This is a genomic window from Pseudomonas koreensis (genome assembly GCF_012986595.1).
In the GTDB taxonomy this organism is placed as follows: Bacteria; Pseudomonadota; Gammaproteobacteria; order Pseudomonadales; family Pseudomonadaceae; genus Aquipseudomonas; species Aquipseudomonas koreensis.
Genome location: NZ_JAAQYM010000004.1, coordinates 577,502 through 598,604, shown reverse-complemented (window position 1 = coordinate 598,604; position 21,103 = coordinate 577,502). Strand labels below are relative to the sequence as shown.

General features: G+C 56.6%; 17 protein-coding genes. 9 read left to right on the top strand and 8 right to left on the bottom strand.

Features of this window, described 5'->3' with window-relative positions:
* Positions 1–243: 243 nt before the first annotated feature.
* From HBN98_RS15690 to HBN98_RS15675, 4 genes are all read right to left on the bottom strand, one after another.
* Positions 244–972, bottom strand: coding sequence for an HNH endonuclease (locus HBN98_RS15690; protein ID WP_083366176.1), 729 nt, complete (start codon positions 970–972; stop codon positions 244–246).
* Positions 969–2,273, bottom strand: coding sequence for an AAA family ATPase (locus tag HBN98_RS15685; RefSeq protein WP_083366177.1), 1,305 nt, complete (start codon positions 2,271–2,273; stop codon positions 969–971). The genes HBN98_RS15690 and HBN98_RS15685 overlap by 4 nt, the downstream gene beginning before the upstream one ends.
* Before the next feature lie 436 nt (positions 2,274–2,709).
* Positions 2,710–3,282 (bottom strand): hypothetical protein, encoded by a 573-nt coding sequence (locus HBN98_RS15680; protein WP_197678424.1) that lies wholly within the window; start codon positions 3,280–3,282, stop codon positions 2,710–2,712.
* A 355-nt stretch (positions 3,283–3,637) separates the two neighbouring features.
* Positions 3,638–4,888, bottom strand: coding sequence for an RES family NAD+ phosphorylase (locus HBN98_RS15675; RefSeq protein WP_083366179.1), 1,251 nt, complete (start codon positions 4,886–4,888; stop codon positions 3,638–3,640).
* A gap of 240 nt (positions 4,889–5,128) precedes the next feature.
* On the opposite strand from HBN98_RS15675, the gene HBN98_RS15670 reads away from it, so the two are divergent.
* Positions 5,129–5,455, top strand: a complete 327-nt coding sequence (locus tag HBN98_RS15670; protein ID WP_083366180.1) for a hypothetical protein — start codon at positions 5,129–5,131, stop codon at positions 5,453–5,455.
* Here HBN98_RS15670 and HBN98_RS27940 read toward each other — a convergent pair.
* From HBN98_RS27940 to HBN98_RS15655, 3 genes are all read right to left on the bottom strand, one after another.
* Positions 5,426–6,274 carry a hypothetical protein gene (locus tag HBN98_RS27940; RefSeq protein WP_229755033.1) on the bottom strand — a complete coding sequence of 283 codons (849 nt, stop codon included), beginning with the start codon at positions 6,272–6,274 and terminating at the stop codon, positions 5,426–5,428. The genes HBN98_RS15670 and HBN98_RS27940 overlap by 30 nt on opposite strands.
* A 1,097-nt stretch (positions 6,275–7,371) precedes the next feature.
* On the bottom strand, positions 7,372–7,833 hold the full coding sequence (rnhA, locus tag HBN98_RS15660; protein ID WP_003224162.1) for a ribonuclease HI: 462 nt from the start codon (positions 7,831–7,833) through the stop codon (positions 7,372–7,374).
* 91 nt (positions 7,834–7,924) lie between these two features.
* Positions 7,925–8,683: a methyltransferase domain-containing protein gene (locus tag HBN98_RS15655; RefSeq protein ID WP_083366183.1), complete on the bottom strand. Its 759-nt coding sequence runs from the start codon at positions 8,681–8,683 to the stop codon at positions 7,925–7,927.
* Positions 8,684–8,749: 66 nt separating this feature from the next.
* Between HBN98_RS15655 and gloB the strand changes: the two genes are divergently transcribed.
* The 8 genes from gloB (at position 8,750) to fabI (ending at position 19,570) form a co-directional block, all read left to right on the top strand.
* Positions 8,750–9,517: a hydroxyacylglutathione hydrolase gene (gene gloB / locus HBN98_RS15650; protein ID WP_083366184.1), complete on the top strand. Its 768-nt coding sequence runs from the start codon at positions 8,750–8,752 to the stop codon at positions 9,515–9,517.
* A 99-nt stretch (positions 9,518–9,616) separates the two neighbouring features.
* Positions 9,617–11,083 (top strand): LysM peptidoglycan-binding domain-containing protein, encoded by a 1,467-nt coding sequence (locus HBN98_RS15645; protein ID WP_083366185.1) that lies wholly within the window; start codon positions 9,617–9,619, stop codon positions 11,081–11,083.
* A gap of 291 nt (positions 11,084–11,374) precedes the next feature.
* Positions 11,375–13,207, top strand: coding sequence for an extracellular solute-binding protein (locus HBN98_RS15640; RefSeq protein ID WP_064587193.1), 1,833 nt, complete (start codon positions 11,375–11,377; stop codon positions 13,205–13,207).
* A complete protein-coding gene (locus HBN98_RS15635) occupies positions 13,204–15,045 on the top strand; it encodes an extracellular solute-binding protein (RefSeq protein ID WP_083366186.1) in 1,842 nt (613 codons plus the stop codon). The genes HBN98_RS15640 and HBN98_RS15635 overlap by 4 nt, the downstream gene beginning before the upstream one ends.
* A 4-nt stretch (positions 15,046–15,049) precedes the next feature.
* Entirely contained in the window at positions 15,050–16,123 is a 1,074-nt protein-coding gene (locus HBN98_RS15630; RefSeq protein WP_083366187.1) for a microcin C ABC transporter permease YejB, read from the top strand.
* Between the two features lies 1 nt (position 16,124).
* Positions 16,125–17,144: an ABC transporter permease gene (locus HBN98_RS15625; RefSeq protein ID WP_007965317.1), complete on the top strand. Its 1,020-nt coding sequence runs from the start codon at positions 16,125–16,127 to the stop codon at positions 17,142–17,144.
* A 1-nt stretch (position 17,145) separates the two neighbouring features.
* Positions 17,146–18,756 carry an ABC transporter ATP-binding protein gene (locus HBN98_RS15620; RefSeq protein ID WP_083366188.1) on the top strand — a complete coding sequence of 537 codons (1,611 nt, stop codon included), beginning with the start codon at positions 17,146–17,148 and terminating at the stop codon, positions 18,754–18,756.
* 19 nt (positions 18,757–18,775) lie between these two features.
* Positions 18,776–19,570: an enoyl-ACP reductase FabI gene (gene fabI / locus HBN98_RS15615; protein WP_003202751.1), complete on the top strand. Its 795-nt coding sequence runs from the start codon at positions 18,776–18,778 to the stop codon at positions 19,568–19,570.
* Positions 19,571–19,677: 107 nt separating this feature from the next.
* Here fabI and HBN98_RS15610 read toward each other — a convergent pair whose 3' ends face one another.
* Entirely contained in the window at positions 19,678–21,087 is a 1,410-nt protein-coding gene (locus HBN98_RS15610) for a delta-60 repeat domain-containing protein (protein WP_151101548.1), read from the bottom strand.
* Between the last annotated feature and the right edge of the window lie 16 nt (positions 21,088–21,103).

Below are 21,103 nucleotides of genomic sequence, written 5' to 3'. Positions count from 1 at the left end.
ACGTCCTTCCCTTAAGCAAGATCGGAACGTTAAATGGCAAGGTATGCAGCGGTCAACCAGCCGAAGAGACGAGACCAAAAAATTTTTCTCGACCAGAGCTGACGCGTGTCTTCTTTGAATCGTTTGCGTACCACCCAAAACCGACAAACTGGCAGAACGCAGAGAACGGTAGACAACTCCCTTAAAACTTTTGCTCGGCACGACTATTAAAACACACCCCCGCTTCGCCGCTTGAACAACCTATTAAATAACGTCTGGCCTCGTAGGATTACGCCCCACAGGATCATTGGTAGCGTTGAACCAATTTGGGCGATCAATAAAAAACCCGGGAAGATCCAAGATCGCATCGATCACGACCTTTTCATTTTTAAAAACCTCTAACCACAGACTGAAAAACCCATCCGACAATACATTGTCTAATATGCTGTCGAGTGTGCATATTGCGCTTTTATACTCAAGGTAACGCCGTACTGCTTTACTTCCGATTTCGGCCTTTCGAGTATACCTAGCATCACCCTCGCCAGAAGCTAACAATCTTTGATCCAGCTTATAAAGTTCAATAGTAGCTTCGGCTCTCGTAAGTTGAGCAGCACTGAGACCAGAATGGGGCTTAACAAGCAAGGCATCAGGCCCAGTCAAGGAGGTGCAGAACGCCATCAGAGTATTATTTAAATGAGGCCAATAATACCTAAAACGGTAAGGCCTCACTGGATCGGAAACTTTTTTCCGAGAGTTACAAGAAGTACATATAAGTAAAAAATTCGACCAATTATTGCTTAAAGATTTATAAATTTCTTTTGGCTTTATGTGCTCAACCGCCAAACCCATAGGCAATTGGATTTCACAAAGATGGCAATATTGACCAGTTCGCTCTACTAGATGCACGCGAGCTTTAGACCAATCCGTGAAAACCAGCTTTATTGCGCTATTGTTTTTTCGCGTTGGCCAACCCCCCTTATTAATAGGTCTCATTGATTTTCCTTATCCTTTTCCTTCAGCTCCAAAAATGCTCTGTACGCTGGATCATTCGTTTCAGATAGAGCAATTTGATCGAGCGCTTTACTGATTTTTTCATAATCATCAAGGCTCAGCTTTCCATTTTCAGCCTCTATCTCGGACAACTGCTGAGTCGCATCCTTCACGCGCTCCTCGAAGTCATCGCTTCTGATTCCATCCACACCCATAATTTGCGTAGCAACTTTATTGATTGGCAGTAGATTTGGGGACTCACTGAGCTCCAACTCATCGAGATTAACAAGTTCATCAGCTTCGAGGCTCTGGACGATAAATGGAGAGTGAGTGGTAGCGACAAACTGAATCTTTGGAAAAGCTTGCTTTAGATCATTGACGACACGCTTTTGCCAATTAGGATGAAGATGCTGATCTAATTCATCAATCAACACCACCCCTGGCGTCAGATTCACTACGTCCCGCCCTAGATGTGGATTCAGCTGAATACAACGGAACGCAATATCCGCAATCATCCCAATTATATTTCTAAAACCATCGCTCAGCTGATTATAGTTTAGCTCAAGTGAGCGACCTGAGTTATCCACAAAAAACCCAGTCAAAACCTCTTGTTTATTGTCGTATTTGACATTAGTCCAGCGACCGTCAATCACCGGCCCCTCGATGGCCGCCTTGAAAGCCTCCAAGTGAGCACGTTCCAACGGACGATTAAACTTCTGAACACTATCCTCCTGAGTTTTGATCCAGGCGGTAAAATCCTTACTTGAGGACTTTGCCGAAAGTGCATTGATATAAGCGCGCTGAACGCCTTCTATCTGCTTCTGGTATTTTTGAGCCTCATGCTGAGCCCACAGTCGACCTGTGCCGTGGTATGCGATAACAGGGAATATAGCCTCCGCACCACCCTCGCGCTCTTCACGGGGTGTTCTACTCAATTTCAAAAGATTCTGAGCAATGTCTTTGATAGACTTTGCATCTTTTGTAGTTGTCTTTGTGGTCAGAATACTTCGCCCCCAGGGCTTGATCTCCTTACCGTTTACAACTCCTGTGGCTTTGATTTCAACAGGTATTTGCGGCTTCTGCTGCCCGTCAATAACCACCATCCTGACCTCATCCCAATTGATGCTTCGGGCAGGAACGCCAACACCAAGAAAAAAACTCCCCAAAGCGACAGCCAAGGCATCTAACACCGTGGTTTTCCCTGTGGCGTTATTTCCGATAAAAACAGTAAATCTGTCGTTCAGCTTGAACGACCGACTGGATATTCCTTTAAAATTTTGTATGGAAATTTCTGCTATCTTCATATTCCTCACCCCCTATTTTTCCGCTTTGGACAACCCGCCCGAGCTATGTTAACGAGGCGAAGACCATACCTAAATAATACACTACAGCTGACTCGCCCGCCAGAGGCGACCTCGTAAGACTATGCATACATCTCTACTGCAAAAAATCAACATGAAGCCTATGAAACCTTTATTCCCCACAATCAGGGCTCACCAAACTTATATAACTAAACCAACCACGTTGCTCACTGCATGAATCAATTAAAAAGCCCGTGAAACCATCACCCATAAACTGCACCTACTAGAAAAGCTTTAATCTTCATGCAGTTCCTCGGCTTTATAAAAACTCGGTTTAGCCCCTACCCCCGTTCAACCCACCGACACAAGGCTCACTTCCATTTCTAATTTCATTCAGCATGATTCCTAGCACCCACAGCTTGACATGTCATCCCCCAGCCTACTGACCAACAGGATAGCTAATGATGGCCTGGCAATCCCTGAGCGCAAACATCTGGTTACCCGATAGAGAAACAAAAGGAAATGTGCAGTTGTGAACATTGCCAGTAGAGAGATCCAGCGTAATCCGGTCATCTCCAAATATCAGTTTGCGCGCATGGGCAGGATAGGTACCTTCGTTCTTCTTTGTAACCATAAACGCCAAGGGGAAAAAACTGAGTAGGCTCACATTCGCCTGATGCCCCTCGTTGTAGAAGGCCACAAGCTTGGCGCTTATGTGAACATTGTTCGGGTAAAACCAGTAATAGATGTCATGCGTCTCATCCAGAGCATGATCATCGCCCAAGACAAAGCGTTTCAGTGGATCAAAGTATGGCATGGAGATAGGGGGCTGATCGCACTCTCGAACTGTGGTTGCTGCCAACAGATGCCCGATCATCGATCTTGCAAAGCTTACGAGGTTCATCGGAACAGTAGCAATCGGAAGGAGCTGCGCTTCTGAAAAGTAGGTAACCACTTGCCTAGTCAGCAACCTGTAGGCTTCGCCAACGACGCCATCTGTACGACCCAGCATGTTGTTGCATTCCTGGCAGATCGTCTTGAATTTGCTTCCGTTGGTAGACTCCACACCTTTGATACTTCGATCGCGCAGGTCTAAAGATTCCGTAATGTGGCGCTGTTCGATTCTAGTAACGCTCACACAACATTTTGGAGGGATGTGATCAGAGCTAAGCCGACCCAAGCTCCCACAAATGAGGCAGTACCCACGCGCGATCCTGGTATGAGCGACTCTCGTCGTTAACCCTTCCTTGAACTTCCCCAAATGCCCCCTCCCTTCAAGACGTCGCTGATAGGTATCGCTTGGCACGGCGCAGCTTAACCCGCCACAACTCCAATTTCTTAATCAGTTCTCTAGTGATACCTGTCGCCTAGAAATCAGGCTTTAGAATCAACGTCTGCTTGCCCTCCGGCAGTGGCTCATCATCGATCTTGTACTTGACCTCGCGGACAGCGTGGTAGACGAGGCTGTCGCTGACATAGTCGATGCTAGGCCCCTTAGACATCTCAATGTCGTAGTCATCCTTCAATTGGCCCCAGGAGACTGTAGCGGCGCAAGCTACGTGCGAGAACAGCACAATGTTACTGCCGGCACTCTGTTGCACCGACTTGAAAATCACCCCGTCGATCCGAGGCGTGCAATGGGTTGCGAGGTATTCGGCGATAACCTGTGTTGTCAGATAGTCACGTTCAGCACCTGGCAGCACCGGTACCGTGATCTCGTTGTGTAGGAACTTCAGGAACTCCCGGCGCCCGGTCTTGGCGCGATGCTTCGGGTCGAAAAAGCTAGGCACCGGGCCAAGATCTGCCTTCTCGAACCGTCCGAAGTCCAACACCCTCACCACCCTGTTCAACCTGAACTCACCACTAACAACGGTACCACCAACAGGAGGACGCAATTCAGCGATGCATGTTTCGCGTTCAAATGCACCATAGAACGCCGGAACGCCTGCTGGGTTCATCCTTCCATCCCCTGCCCTCTCTTTCGGGGGAGCAGCCAGATTGCCCGCCGGATTGGCCGAAATCGCGCCAACATCGGCTGGCGTCATACAGGTGCGAGCACGGTAGATAGATGGGGAATGCTCCGGCGTGAGCAAACGCACCACAGCCTGCTCATCAGAGAACGCTGAGTACTTGTCCAGATCCTTGAAGATCCAATTCAGGAAAGTCTTGGCGCTGTCGTTGAAGAACCGCTTTCCGTGCTTCATCCCGTTCTGAAACTCAAACCACTGGATGCCAATGTCGTCCAGTCTGTAAGGCCGTTTGGAATAGTTCGTGTCCAAACTGTAGCTGTCCAGTCGATCACATACAGCCTCCACGATCAGCTCGACGTTGTCGCAGCCGAAGATCGCGCTGACCCAAGTATCAAGACTGTCCCCCTCCTGACTGTCGCCCCAATCACTCCAACGGCGATAGTATTCGCCCTCCATGACATAGCCATCAAGGATGCTCTCAACGCGGGACACGACGCTGGCCAAGGAGATACATTTTCGAGTGGCGTTGCAGAGGGTGCAGGCGGTGGATGTCCCGGTACGCCGGATTTGGCCGCCTAAGTAGGCATCCTGAACACATTTGTAGCAGACTTGTTCCCCATCAGTGCTCGAAGTCACGTAGTTCCTCATATGTCCTTGTCCCAACGCTGCGACGTGAAGCCAGTTTCTTCAAAAGGTGGCCATGATCGCCGAATATGTATTTGGCACCAACTCGTCACGAGCAACAACACTAAAGGCCTGTGCTCAGCTCGCATGCATTAAAGCCATTGCGCTTAGCCTCGCTCCCGCTGCAGGATGGAAACGTGGGTTGAGGAATGAAGCAGCCCGAACTGATGTAGGCCAATCATAAAAATAACAAACGAGCCATTCATGAAATTTCTTCAGAACAACCCGTTCTTGGGCTACCGTGACAACCTCATCCTGACCGCCCTAGTGGAAATCGACCAGCTGAGACGCCTCAGCTCAGCATCGATGAGCCTCTCCAGATCCCTCTCCTCCTTTAAGGAACCAGAGGCCTTTCTAGATCTCGTCAATCAACTCGCTTACCACGCTATTGGTCACGTGGTGCCAGAGGTATTCGCCGAGTCAGTGGAGGAAGAGCTGCAAGATATTCCCATCAGCACTGACGAAATTGATGAAGTCCTCAAGAGACCCATCGGCTCGGTCTTACAGATGCTTCTGAGCCAACAGGCGTAGGCGCTCGTACCTATGATAGGTATTGAAAAAGAGCCCAGAGTTGAAACTCAACGTGTTCTGGTGCAGAACCGTGGAGATTTCAGTTGCCGTATCAATTTCTACCACCACAAGATCAACTAGATCACTCCCACAGTCTTCGTTACCAACTCGATGATTGTCGAAGTACAAATTAATTATTTTTTTCTTTGCACCCTCCTTCCGCTTCACAAACATAAACTTATCAACTTCAAATCCGGTAGATTTTTTATTGATATCAGATGCAATACTCTCATTAACCTTGCAACCCCAGGCATCTCGCCCCTCAGTCATGTAGGCAAAACCGAATGGCAAGTTATATAGCGTAATCGACCTGTATTTATGACCCTGATTGGACTTAAAGTCCTCAAGCAACCCAGCGACCAATGCATCCGTAAACTTCATGCCCGTTGATCTTTCGAGAACATTCACGACTAGATGCACGTGATTGCGCAAAGCGTTCAGAATTTCATCATTCCGAGCAGCATTTTTCCTGGGAGTCTTGCTATCAAACCTCTCAGGGTTGTGCAGAGGGCAATCTTCGTATGCCGCTTGGTCATGATCTGCTACGTCTGGCACAGACCTCCCAGTGTGCTTTGCATACAAAACTTGAGAGTCAGTAGTGGGGACATTCCTGTTAACCAGGGTTACAGGATTTTGGCAGGCCGGGCACAGTGCGTAAGAGTGAATTTTGTTGCCGTCATTAACTACATAGGGCGAAGATCTTCGAGTTTTCTGGTTGTAGTTCTTTTGAGTGAGGGTTACTGCTGACTTTGGCTTGGTCTTGATGCTGAATACGTTCAACGGGCTTCCTTAACGTGTCCTGGGACTGGGGGCTGAAGCCGAGGGCTTCCTTGAATGGGCGTGGTACTGGGTAGGCCCAAGCTCTAGATTTGGATCCATGATGTCGGCTTGGGGCTGATGTGGCAACCCGGAGAAATGAGCATGGGAGTTGGGTTGGGGGGGGGTGGGGGGGGGGGGGGGGGGGGGGGTGGAGGATGGGAGGGCGGGTCTGGAGGGTAGGTAGACTGAGAGGTATGCCCCCTACATCCAATTCATGAAGTGGATCGTTTCAAGTCTATTGGCGACATTCTCGATCTCTTGGAAGAGATCGAAAATCTCAGAAACCGCGCCAGTTCATTGACCTCCATTCAGCTAGCAAGCTCCCCTGACGTTATTGCCTTGAAAAGCACGCTCTTTGGATCGAATGACGCCTGAAACTCAAGCAAAAAATCGATCTCAGTGACACTTGAAACAGAAGGTTGCGCCCCATCACCCCATGGTTCCACCCATACGGATGGAGCCCCTCTTCTACCGTAGCTCTTGCTCACCAGTGGGCTCGGTAAGCACTTGGAGATTGGCGGTACCGAACTGGCTGTATTCAGCCGGGCGAAACCAGAGCGATGTTTTGGTTGAACCTCACCGTCGCGTTGAAGCGCGGTATGGCTGGTCGTGGAACCGCCATTCGCCGGGCCTGCCGGGGTGCCGAACGGTGGTTTGGAAAAGTGTAAACAGGAGGGGGAAAATGGAGGGTGTTTTTACACTTTTTACGAATTCAGAGGTTTTTCAGGAGACGCTGGGCCTCGGGGGGGGTCAGAGGAAGCGGGGGTTTGGGGGCAAAAAAATATTTTTTACAGAGGCGTTGACAATCGAGAGGAGTACAACGGATCTGGTGGCCATCAGTGTTCAATTCTCAACGGGGTCAATCGTGCAAAAGCGGCGATGTTAACACGCTCGCCACCAACCCTGCAGGAGCTGCCGAAGGCTGCGATCTTTTGATCTTGCTTTCGAAAAATAAAGTCAAAAGATCGCAGCCTTCGGCAGCTCCTACAGGGGAATACATTCCAGATTGCAGGAGCGAGCCTGCTCGCGAAGGCCACGACTCGGTGCAATGGAGGGAATCAGCTCTGCTTGTAACCGCGCACTTCATCCACCCCACGGTTGGCCAACTGGTCAGCCCGCTCGTTGCCGTGATGACCAATGTGCCCGCGCACCCACTTCCAGGTGACCTTGTGCCGGTTGACCTGCTCGTCCAGCTCTTTCCACAGGTCAGCGTTCTTGACCGGCTCTTTGGCCGCGGTTTTCCAGCCGCGTTTTTTCCAGTTGGCCATCCACTCGTTGATGCCCTTCATCACGTATTGCGAGTCGGTCACCAGCAGCACTTCGCACGGGCGTTTCAGGGCTTCGAGGCCACGGATGGCGCCAAGCAGTTCCATGCGGTTGTTGGTGGTGTTGGCTTCGCCGCCCCACAGTTCCTTTTCGACGCCCTTGCACACCAGCAAGGCGCCCCAGCCGCCCGGGCCGGGGTTGCCCTTGCAGGCGCCGTCGGTGAACAGTTCTACGCTATCGACGCTTTCGCTCATGCCACTCTATCCAGAAAAATGCCTGGCCTCGTCGATCGCGGATCGACGATGACCCGGGCCGGAGCAGGTCCGGCCACTATAAAAAGAAGGTTTACGGTTCGATACGACGGCGGTTGACCTTGGCCATCGGCAGCGGAATCAGCTTGCCCATCGGCTCGCGACGTTCCTGACGCACCGGACGCAGACCGACCACGATCTTGCGCGCGACCAATAAATAGAAGCCACCGCCCGACAGTTGCCAGTCACCGGCCTTGCGTTCCCAGCCGGCCAGTCGGGCCTGCCACTTGGGCGACGCGAGCGGCGGACGATAGCACCCGAAGCGGCGTTTCTCCAGCGCGAAGCCCAGCAGGTTGAGCCAGTCGGCCACCCGCGATGGCGAGATGCAGCGCGCCTGACGCAAGGCGTCATGAGCGAAGACATGGCGCAGGCCCCAGGTGCTCCAGGGGTTGATGCCGATGATCACAAGGTGCCCGCCGGGGCGCACGCTGCTTGCCGCCTCACGCAGCAAACCGTGGGGCGACAGGCAGAAATCCAGGCCATGCTGCAACACCACCACGTCGGCGGCGTGCTCGCTCAACGGCCAGGCCTGCTCTTCGCAGACGATCTCCACCCCAGGCAACGGCGCACCCAGGCGCACATTGCGCTGCACCTGCGGTGCCGATGGTGGGGTCTGGGCCGACGGCCCGTAATGCACCAGATAGCCACCGAAGAAGCGCCCCAACTCGTCTTCGAGCATGCGCCGTTCTTCATCCAGCAGAAATTGCCCGAGCGGGCCGGCCAGCCATTCACGGGCCGCGCCGATCAACGCCAGCCAGTCGGGATCGGCCTGAGCGAACGCTTTATCGGTCATGTCATTCTCCAACGCCGCTAGAAGCTCTAAGATGCGCCAATGTTTTCCGCTTGGCGAATTCCTCCGATGATACAGATCAGTGCCCTGCCCGCATTCACCGACAACTACATCTGGTTGTTACAGGATCATCGCACCCAGCGTTGCGCCGTGGTCGACCCGGGCGATGCCGCGCCGGTGCAGGCCTGGCTCGCCGCCCATCCGGGCTGGGTGCTGAGCGACATTCTGATCACCCACCACCATCATGACCACGTCGGCGGCGTCGAGCGCCTGAAAGCGGCGACCGGCGCCAAAGTCTACGGCCCGGCCAGCGAAAACATTCCGGGGCGCGACGTGGCGCTCGAGGACAACGACACGGTCAGCGTCCTCGGCTGGGATTTCGCTGTCTATGCGGTGCCGGGTCACACCCTGGGCCACATTGCCTATTACCACCACGGCCTGCTGTTTTGTGGTGACACCCTGTTCGCCGCCGGCTGCGGACGCCTGTTCGAAGGCACCCCGGAGCAGATGCACCACTCGCTCAGCCGCCTCGCCGCCCTGCCCGAGGATACGCTGGTGTATTGCACCCATGAATACACCCTGAGCAACCTGAAGTTTGCCGCCGCCGTCGAGCCGAGCAACCCGGACATCGCCGCCCGTCTGAAAGAGGTCAGCGAAAAACGCGAGAAAGGCGTCATGACCCTGCCCTCGACCCTGGCCCTGGAAAAGCTCACCAATCCGTTTTTGCGCACCACTGAAACATTGGTTACACAAAAAGTGGACGAACGGGCAGGCGCTCAAAACCGGGCGCCGAGTGAGGTTTTTGCGGCTCTGCGGGCCTGGAAAGATACGTTCTAAGTGACTCACCACTTGGTACAAAAATTCTGAATGGTTGACCGCAGGGGGTGCGCTTTCTAGAATCGCCCGACATTTTTGCCCGGAACTTACTTCCAGCCAATGTCGTCATCCATACGTAAGTCCGTCAATTCAGACACTTTGACCCGCCTGGCCCAAGCCATCGCGGTGGCTGTGTCCGCCACGTTGGCGGGCTGCTCCAGCCATGCTCCGCAGTCTGAAGCGAGCCATACGCCGAACATTGCTGCGCGAGCCAAGCAGAAGCCGATCTGGCTCAGCGAAAAGCCGAGCCCGCAGGTGCCTCAGGACATTTGGGAGCGCATGCGCGGCGGTTTCCAGCTGCAGGACGGCCTGGGCGTGAACCCGCGCATCGAGCAGCAGCGCCTGTGGTTCGCCAGTAATCCCTCGTTTCTCGAGAACGCCGGTGAACGCGGCAGTCTCTACATTCATTACATCGTCGAGCGTCTCGAAGAGCGCAACATGCCGCTGGAGCTGGCCCTGCTGCCAGTGATCGAGAGCGCCTATAACCCGATGGCCTACTCCCGGGCCGACGCGTCGGGCCTGTGGCAGTTCATCCCGTCCACCGGCCGCTACTACAACCTGCGTCAGACCCGCTTTTATGATGGCCGTCGCGATATCACCGCCTCGACCACCGCGGCGATGGATTACCTGACCCGTCTGCACGACATGTTCAACGGTGACTGGCTGCTGGCCCTGGCGGCCTACAACGCCGGTGAAGGCACTGTCAGCCGCGCCATCGAGCGGAACGAGAAGCTCGGACTGCCGACGGACTACTGGAACCTGTCGTCGTTGCCAGCAGAAACCCAGGCTTACGTGCCGAAGCTGTTGGCCCTGTCGCAAGTGGTGCTGGCCCCGGAAGCCTACGGGGTGAACCTCAACCCGATCGCCAACGAACCGTATTTCCAGGTCGTCGAAATCAACCAGCGCATGGACCTGTCCAAGGTCGCAGCGGTGGCCAACATCGACGAAGACGAACTGTTCCAGCTCAACCCAGCCTTCAAGCAACGCACCACCATCGATGGCCCCCAGCATTTGCTGGTGCCGACGTCCAAGGCACAACTGCTGACCGCCAGCCTGCAGACCATGCGACCTGAAGAGCTGATCAGCCCGCGTTCGCTGAAACCGGTGTTCGACGGCGCCGACCCGAGCGAAGTGGCAAAGCTCAAGCGCGCCTACCGGGTCAAACGCGGCGACAACCTCGGCTCCATCGCCAAGGCTAACAAGGTTGAAGTCAAGGATCTGCAACGCTGGAACAAGCTGACCGGCAAGAACCTCAAGGTCGGCCAGACCCTGGTGATGCAAGACAACACCAAGCGCAGTCCTGCGCGCAGCAGTGGCCGGGTCAACACGGTGATTGCCGCCAACAGCAAGACCCAAGGCAAGGCCGACAGCCAGCAGCAGACCCAGTACAAGGTCAAGCGTGGCGACACGCTGTACGTGGTGGCCAAGCGGTTCAACGTCGAGATGCAGCATCTCAAGCGCTGGAACCCGGGTGCCGGCAAGGCCCTCAAGCCTGGGCAGATGCTCACGGTTTATCAGCCGCACTGACATAAGAGCCCCTGAAATTTCAGGGGCTTTTTTATGGCCGAAACTCTTGGGGCCAATGATTGCCTTGTGGCGAGGGGATTTATCCCCGATGGGGCGCGAAGCGGCCCCTGCCTCTCCAAAAACCATAGGGACTGCTGCGCAGTCCATCGGGGATGAATCCCCTCACCACAACGCAAATCGGGCGAGCATTGCACGACGATTAACAGCGCATTAACCCGCTATCTTTTTCCTGTCCAGACAAGCTGTTACTGTACGGCCCACAAAGCCCAAGCCGCCTGGATCGGATCTGACTTGAAGCGTCCCCTCCTCCTGCTCCTGATCAGCCTGGCCTTGAGCTCAACCGCAAGCGCGACGATTACCGAAAGTCACGGTTATGCGCAGTTCGGCACGCTCAAGTACCCGGCCAGATTTACCCACTTCGACTGGGTCAACCCGCAAGCGCCCAAGGGCGGTACGTTGCGGGTGATGGCGTTCGGCACCTTCGATACGGTCAACCCGTACACCTTCAAGGGCACCAGCCCGGTCACCACAGCGAATTTCCTGCAATACGGCATCAATGAGCTGAACGAACCGCTGATGGTCGGCACCGGCCAGTATTCGCCGTCCGGTGACGAACCCGCGTCGAGCTACGGCTTGATCGCGCAATCGGTGGAATACAGCGAAGATCGCAGCTGGGTCGTCTTCAACCTGCGCCCGGAAGCGCGTTTCCACGATGGCACGCCGATCACCGCCTATGACGTGGCGTTCTCCTATCGGTTGCTGCTCAAGGACGGTCATCCGCTGTACCGCACCGCCCTGCAGGAAGTCTCGCGGGTCGACATCCTCAATCCGCAGCGCATTCGCTTCGTGATGAAGCGTTCGGGCAACCCGCTGCTGATCCTGCGCCTCGGTGAACTGCCGGTGCTGCCGCAACATTATTGGAAAGGTCGCGACTTCAAGGCCACCACCTTCGAACCGCCGCTGGGCAGCGGCCCGTACCGCATCACCTCGGTGACGCCGGGGCGGCAGCTGATCTTCGAGCGGGTCAAGGACTATTGGGGCAAGGACCTGCCGGTCAATCGCGGCAAGTACAACTTCGATCGCATGGAAGTCGAGTTCTATCGCGACAGCGACGTGGCCTTCGAAGCCTTCAAGGCCGGCGAATTCGACATTTACATCGAGCATCAGGCGAAAAACTGGGCCAACGGCTACAACTTCCCGGCGGTGCGCCGTGGCGAGGTGATCAAGGCGCAGATCCCGCACCAGATTCCGACCCAGAGTCAGGGCCTGTTCATGAACACCCGGCGCGCGACCTTCAGCGACGTCAAGGTCCGCGAAGCGCTGGGCCTGATGTTCGACTTCGAGTGGACCAACCGCGCGTTGTTCAGCGACGCCTACAAACGCACCACCAGCTATTACCCCAACAGTGAATTCAGCGCCAGCGGCCTGCCGGTCGGGCATGAATGGCTGATGCTCAAGCCGTACAAGGAGCAATTGCCAGCCAAGTTGTTCACCGAGCCGTTTACGTTGCCGCAAACCGACGGCCGCGGCATCCCCCGCGAAACCATGCGCAAGGCCCTGGCCCTGCTCGCCGAGGCTGGCTGGAAGCTCAACGGCCAGCGCCTGCAAAACGCCGCAGGTCAGCCGCTGAGCTTCGAACTGCTGCTGGTCAATCCGAACCTTGAGCGGATCCTGCAGCCGTACATCGAGAACCTCAACAGCATCGGCATCGATGCGCGCCTGCGCACGGTGGATCGCGCCCAGTACAAACAACGTCTGGATCAGTTCGATTTCGACATGATCCTGATGACGCTCAACCAGACCCTCAGCCCGGGCCTGGAGCAATGGCAGTACTTCCATTCCAGTCAGGTCGGGGTCAAGGGCAGCAAGAACTACGCCGGGATTGCCAATCCGGTGGTCGACCACCTGCTCGAACAATTGCTCGCCGCGCAGACCCGTGATGAACAGGTCGCCGCCGGCAAGGCGCTGGACCGCGTGCTGCTCTGGCAGCACTACAGCATTCCCAACTGGTACCTCAATTATCACCGACTGGCCTACCGCAACCGGTTGGCTTTCGTTACCACGCCGCCCTACACCCTGGGCCTGAGCGCGTGGTGGCTGAAATCTTCGGAGAACAATAAATGACGCCCATCCGCGCCCTGCTCGTGCAGGCCAGCGGTCTGCTGTTCGCCGGGCTGGCCTGTGCCGCCCCGCAACACGCCGTGACGCTGTACAACGAGCCACCGAAATACCCGGCCGATTTCAAACAGTTCGACTACGTGAACCCCGACGCGCCCAAGGGCGGGATCTTCCGCCAGGCCGGATTCGGCGGCTTCGACAGCCTCAATCCGTTCATCAGCAAGGGCGTGCCGGCCGATGACGTCGGGCAGATCTACGACACCCTGACCAAGCACAGCCTCGACGAGCCGTTCACTGAATACGGCCTGATCGCCGCGAAAATCGAAAAGGCCCCGGACAACAGTTGGGTGCGTTTCTACCTGCGCCCGGAAGCGCGTTTTCATGACGGCCACCCGGTGCGCGCCGAGGACGTGGTGTTCAGCTTCCAGACCTTGACCAAGGACGGCTCGCCGCTGTTTCGCGGTTACTACAGCGACGTTGGCGAGGCGATCGCCGAAGACCCGCTCAAGGTGCTGTTCAAGTTCAAGCACAACAACAATCGCGAGTTGCCGCTGATCCTCGGCCAGTTGCCGGTGTTGCCGAAACACTGGTGGGCCAATCGCGATTTCACCAAAGGCAACCTGGAAATCCCGCTGGGCAGCGGCCCCTACAAGGTCGCCGAAGTGAAGGCCGGGCGCTCGGTGCGTTATGAACGGGTCAAGGACTACTGGGGCAAAGACCTGCCAGTCAATCGCGGGTTCTACAACTTCGACGTGATGACCACCGATTACTACCGCGACAACACCGTCGCCGTCGAAGCGCTGAAGGCCGGCCAGTTCGATTACTGGCTGGAAATGACCGCGAAGAACTGGGCCAACGCCTATAACATCCCGGCCGTCACCGAAGGTCGCTTGATCAAGGAACAGATCGCCAACAGCAACCCGACCGGCATGCAGGGCTTTGTCTACAACCTGCGTCGCCCGGTGTTTCAGGATGTGCGGGTGCGTCAGGCGCTCGGCCTGCTGTTTGATTTCGAATGGACCAATAAACAGCTGTTCAACAGTGCCTACTTCCGCACCCGCAGCTATTTCGAGAACTCGGAAATGGCCGCGACGGGCCTGCCGGATGCCGAACAACGGGCAATCCTCGAACCGTTTCGCAGCAAGCTCCCGGCGCAGGTGTTCAGCGAAGCCTTCGAGAACCCCAAGACCGACGCCAGCGGCATGATCCGCGCCCAGCAGCGCGAGGCCTATCAACTGCTGCAAGAGGCCGGCTGGAAGATCGTCGACGACAAAATGGTCGACGCCACCGGCAAACCGGTGGTCATCGAATTCCTCCTCGCGCAGACCGAATTCGAACGCGTGCTGCTGCCGTTCAAACGCAATCTGGCTGACCTCGGCATCGATCTGGTGATCCGCCGCGTCGACGTTTCGCAGTACATCAACCGCGTGCGTTCGCGGGACTTCGACATGATGGTCGGCAGCTTCCCGCAATCCAACTCGCCGGGTAACGAGCAGCGCGAATTCTGGATGAGCGCCGCCGCCGACAAACCGAGCAGCCGCAACACCATGGGCCTGAAGGACCCGATCGTCGATCAACTGGTGGAAAACCTGATCAACGCCGACTCGCGCGACAGCCTGGTGGCCCACGCCCGCGCGCTCGACCGCGTATTGCAGTGGGGTTACTACGTGATCCCCAACTGGCACATCAAGACCTGGCGCGTGGCTTATTGGAATCACATCGGTCACCCGAAGGTCTCACCCAAGTACGACATCGGCATCAACACCTGGTGGGTCAAGCCTGACGCGAAGCCCGCCAAAGAAGTCGAAACCAAACTGCAAGCCGACCCTGTGGGCACGGAGTAATCAGATGCTGGCGTATATTTTTCGGCGACTGCTGCTGATCATCCCGACCCTGTTCGGCATCCTGCTGATCAACTTCATGATCATCCAGGCCGCACCCGGCGGCCCGGTGGAACAGATGATCGCCAAGCTCGAAGGCTTCGAGGGCGCCACCAGCCGCATCGCCGGTGGCGGTGCCGAGGTCTCGGTGGCCGGTTCCGCCTATCGTGGCGCACAGGGCCTGGACCCGGCACTGATCAAGGAAATCGAGCACATGTACGGGTTCGACAAGTCGGCCCCGGAACGCTTGTGGATCATGGTCAAGAACTACGCGAAGCTGGATTTCGGCGACAGTTTCTTCCGCGATGCCAAGGTCATCGACCTGATCAAGGAAAAGATGCCGGTGTCGATCTCGCTGGGGCTGTGGAGCACGCTGATCATGTACCTGGTGTCGATCCCGCTGGGGATCGCCAAGGCCACGCGGCACGGCAGCCACTTCGACGTATGGACCAGTTCGGCGATCATCGTCGGCTATGCGATTCCGGCGTTCCTGTTTGCGATCCTGCTGATCGTGGTGTTTGCCGGCGGCAGTTACCTGGACTGGTTCCCGCTACGCGGCCTGACCTCGAACAACTTCGATGAGTTGAGCTTCGGCGGCAAGATCCTCGACTACTTCTGGCACCTGGCGCTGCCAGTGACCGCGCTGGTCATCGGCAACTTCGCGACCATGACCCTGCTGACCAAAAACAGCTTCCTCGACGAGATCAACAAGCAGTACGTGGTCACCGCCAAGGCCAAGGGCCTGACGCGCCATCGCGTGCTGTACGGCCACGTGTTCCGCAACGCTATGCTGCTGGTGATTGCCGGTTTCCCGTCGGCGTTCATCGGCATCTTCTTCACCGGCTCGTTGCTGGTGGAAGTGATCTTTTCCCTCGACGGTCTGGGCCTGATGAGTTTCGAAGCGGCGATCAACCGCGATTACCCGGTGGTGTTCGGCACCCTGTTCATCTTCACCCTGCTGGGGCTGGTGGTGAAACTGATCGGCGACCTCACCTACACCCTGGTCGATCCGCGCATCGACTTCGCCAGCCGGGAGCATTGAGATGAACCTGTCCCCTCTCAACCGCCGCCGGTTCGAACTGTTCAAGGCCAACAAGCGCGGCTGGTGGTCGCTGTGGCTGTTCCTGATCCTGTTCGGCCTGAGCCTCGGTGCCGAACTGATCGCCAACGACAAACCGCTGGTGGTGCATTACGACAACCATTGGTACTTCCCGGCGATCAAGCGCTACCCGGAAACCACCTTCGGCGGCGAATTCCCGCTGGAAGCCAACTACAAGAGCCCGTACATCCGCGAACTGCTCAAGGCCAAGGACGCGTGGGTGTTGTGGGCGCCGATTCCCTACAGCTACCAGAGCATCAACTACGACCTGAAAGTCCCGGCCCCGGCACCGCCCTCGGCGGACAACCTGCTCGGCACCGACGACCAGGGTCGCGATGTGTTGGCGCGGGTGATTTACGGCTTCCGCATTTCGGTGCTGTTCGCCTTGACGCTGACCGTGTTGAGTTCGATCATCGGCGTGATCGCCGGGGCCTTGCAGGGTTTCTATGGCGGCTGGGTCGATCTGGCCGGCCAGCGTTTTCTGGAGATCTGGTCGGGGCTGCCGGTGCTTTATCTGCTGATCATTCTCGCCAGCTTCGTCCAGCCGAATTTCTGGTGGCTGCTGGGGATCATGCTGCTGTTTTCGTGGATGAGTCTTGTCGATGTAGTGCGCGCCGAGTTCCTGCGCGGGCGCAACCTCGAATACGTGCGCGCCGCACGGGCCTTGGGCATGCAGAACGGTGCGATCATGTTCCGCCACATCCTGCCCAACGCCATGGTCTCGACCATGACCTTCATGCCGTTCATCCTCACCGGCGCCATCGGCACCCTCACCGCACTGGACTTCCTCGGCTTCGGCTTGCCGGCCGGCAGCCCGTCGCTGGGTGAGCTGGTGGCCCAGGGCAAATCCAACCTGCAGGCGCCGTGGCTGGGCATGAGCGCGTTTGCCGTGCTGGCGCTGATGTTGAGTTTGCTGGTGTTTATCGGCGAGTCCGCTCGCGATGCCTTCGACCCGAGGAAGTGAAATGAATCAGGACAATCTGATCGAAGTGCGCGACCTGGCCGTCGAGTTCGGCCTCAACGAGCGGCGACACCGGGTAGTCGAGGGCGTGAGCTTCGACATCAAGCGCGGCGAAACCCTGGCGCTGGTCGGTGAGTCCGGCTCGGGCAAATCGGTGACCGCGCACTCGATCCTGCGTCTGCTGCCCTACCCGCTGGCCCGGCACCCGGCCGGCAGCATCAACTACGCCGGGCAGAACCTGCTGGGGCTGAGCGAAAAAACCATCCGCCACATTCGCGGCAACCGCATCGCGATGATCTTTCAGGAGCCGATGACCTCGCTGAACCCGCTGCACTCAATCGAGAAGCAGATCAACGAAGTCCTCGGCATCCACAAGGGCCTGACCGGCAAAGTCGCGACCAAGCGCACCCTGGAGCTGCTGGAGATGGTCGGCATCCCCGAGCCGCACAAGCGCCTCAAGGCCCTGCCCCACGAATTGTCCGGCGGCCAGCGTCAGCGGGTGATGATCGCCATGGCCCTGGCCAACGAGCCGGAACTGTTGATTGCCGACGAACCGACCACTGCACTGGACGTGACCGTTCAGCTGAAAATCCTCGATCTGCTCAAGGAATTACAGGCCAGATTGGGCATGTCGCTGCTACTGATCAGTCACGATTTGAACCTGGTGCGAAGAATTGCGCATCGCGTATGTGTCATGCAGCGCGGTTGCATCGTCGAACAGGCATCGTGCGAAGAGCTGTTCCGTTCGCCGCAGCATCCGTACACTCGGGAATTGCTCGGCGCGGAGCCCAGCGGAGGCCCGGCGACCAATAAAATCGGCGCGCCGCTGCTCGAAGTCGAGAACCTGAAAGTCTGGTTCCCGATCAAGAAAGGCCTGCTCAAGCGCACGGTGGATTACGTCAAGGCAGTGGACGGCATCAATTTCAGCCTGCCTCAGGGTCAGACCTTGGGGATCGTGGGGGAAAGCGGTTCCGGCAAATCCACCCTGGGTCTGGCGATTTTGCGGCTGATCGGCAGCAAAGGCGCGATCCGCTTTGAAGGCAAGCAGCTAGATTGCCTGACGCAGAACGAGGTTCGCCCGTTGCGTCGGGAGATGCAGGTGGTGTTTCAGGACCCGTTTGGCAGCCTGAGCCCGCGGATGTGCGTCAGCGACATAGTTGGCGAAGGCCTGCGGATTCACAAGATGGGCACCGCCGCCGAGCAGGAAGCGGCGATTATTGCGGCATTGAAGGAGGTAGGTCTGGATCCGGAAACCCGGCACCGCTACCCCCACGAATTTTCCGGTGGGCAGCGGCAACGTATCGCCATTGCCCGGGCTTTGGTGCTGAAACCGGCGCTGATCCTGCTGGACGAGCCGACGTCGGCGCTCGACCGGACGGTGCAGCGGCAAGTGGTGGAGCTGTTGCGTTCACTGCAAGCCAAGTACAACCTGACGTATTTGTTCATCAGCCATGACCTGGCTGTCGTCAAAGCGCTGAGCCACCAGCTGATGGTGGTCAAGCATGGCCAAGTGGTCGAACAGGGAGACGCGCAAAGTATCTTTGCCGCCCCCCAACATCCGTATACACAGCAGTTGCTGGAAGCCGCTTTTTTGGCACCAGCCACTGCGCAATAACCTGAAAGAGGAGCAACACATGGGTTTTCTCGCCGGTAAGCGCGTACTGATCGTCGGTGTCGCCAGCAAGCTGTCCATCGCATCCGGCATCGCTGCCGCCATGCATCGCGAGGGCGCTGAGCTTGCCTTCACTTATCAGAACGACAAACTCAAGGGTCGCGTTGAAGAGTTCGCACAGGGCTGGGGCTCGAGCCCTGAGCTGTGCTTCCCGTGCGACGTGGCCAGCGATGAAGAAATCGCCAAGGTCTTCGAAGAGTTGAGCAAGAAGTGGGACGGCCTGGACTGCATCGTGCACTCCGTCGGCTTCGCCCCGGGCGACCAACTGGACGGCGACTTCACCGAAGCCACCACCCGTGAAGGTTTCCGCATCGCTCACGACATCAGCGCCTACAGCTTCGTGGCCCTGGCCAAGGCTGGCCGCGAAATGATGAAAGGCCGCAACGGCAGCCTGCTGACCCTGTCGTACCTGGGCGCCGAGCGCACCATGCCGAACTACAACGTGATGGGCATGGCCAAGGCTTCGCTGGAAGCCGGCGTACGTTACCTGGCCGGCTCCCTGGGCCCGGACGGCACCCGCGTCAACTGCGTATCGGCTGGCCCGATCCGTACCCTGGCAGCCTCGGGCATCAAGAACTTCCGCAAGATGCTGGCCGCCAACGAAGCGCAGACCCCACTGCGCCGCAACGTCACCATCGAAGAAGTCGGCAACGCCGGCGCCTTCCTGTGCTCCGACCTGGCGTCGGGCATCAGCGGTGAAATCATGTACGTGGACGGCGGCTTCAACACCACCGCCATGGGCAACATCGAAGAGTAATCTTCGGTCTGCCGATAAAAAAACCCGCCGATCCGGCGGGTTTTTTATGCCTGCTACTGTCAATCCCCCAGACCTGAGCACAACTTCCATCGGAGTGCGAACGCCCCTTAGTTCAGGACTCCAATGACAGTCGGCACTTTTTTCCCTGGAAATTCTCCCATATCTGCAGCCACGATAACCCGTTGGGCAGTTTGCTGAAGCGCCCCCGAGCGCAAGTATCCCGCGCCAAGTGTCGCGATGCCCTGAACCCCATATTCAAGGTCGAGTGATCCATCGTCCTGGACACCCACCAGACAAGCCCATTCTGCACCGTCAAATCCGGTCACCAGACCAACGACTCTTGTTTCGGACTGCAATACGACCATTGGAAAACTGGTGGCAAATGGTAGCTGGACGAGCAGCGGCAAAGCGTTGTTGAAGTCAGGATCAGCCTTTCCATTTGCGTCCAATTGGCTGAACCACAGGTGACTGCCTTCTTCACCAAGGTCGATGCCCATCACCATTATTTGATCATTCTTGATGGAAATTCGCGGCGCGCGCGTAGGTCTTTCTGCCTCCCAATATCCGGAGACGGCAAAACCCTGGGACAATGCGCCGTTGGACTTCAAACATGCCAACGCCATTTTCGTATTCGAGAAACCCTCATCGGCGCGATCAATCGTTGCGCTGACAATGATCGATCCATCCGTCAAAACACCAATGCCCTCGATGGAGGTGTCCTGACCATTGATACGGACCTCGATCTGGCCCTGTATGCCAAAGGTCATGTCGGGGGCTCCATCTGCTTCAAATCGATGGAGTCTTCCCGCCTCCCTCAAGCTATATCCTTGTGTGTCCAATACTCTGTAGCCAGTCGCCAGTAATAGTTTGCCGTCGGCCTGCAGTGTGGCGACAGGCAAATGCACGACCATGTGTACCTTATCCGGATCAAAGGGATATGGAAGAATTCGGGTACCAAAAATCAGGTCAGGACTGCCATTGGGGTGAAACCTTGAAACAGCTGCACGCCAGAGAAACGGGTCGTCATTGCTGATACTGCGTCCGATCAAAAGAAACTTGCCATCAGGCTGGCGGATCAATTGTTCAGGGCTGGCGTTCTCGCCTGTCTCGAAAGACCATTTCACCAGGCCCTGTTCCCCAAAGGAATGATCTGCCGCTCCATCTTTGAATACGCGATACAACCATGTCTCGCGACCGCGCCATACGGCATAAATCAATGCATCGTTATCTTCCATGATCGCTCGAACCTGATCACCTTCCGGAATCTCGATCAGGCCATTCGCTCCGAACGATGGATCAACTTCGCCGGGATTGCGCGGCGAACTCTTGGTGCCTGGCTGAGCCATATTAAAATCCTCAATAAGATCTGATGATCTCCATCCAGGCTCGTCAACTTCTCCAAACCTGCCCGCGGAGGTGTCTGCCTGCTGATCGTCAGCGCTCTCTAAGCACTGCACAACTGTAAGACCTGACAGTTGACTCACTGCAGGATTGAGGATTTGTGTCTCTTGATCCATTTGCAATCAGGCGCTT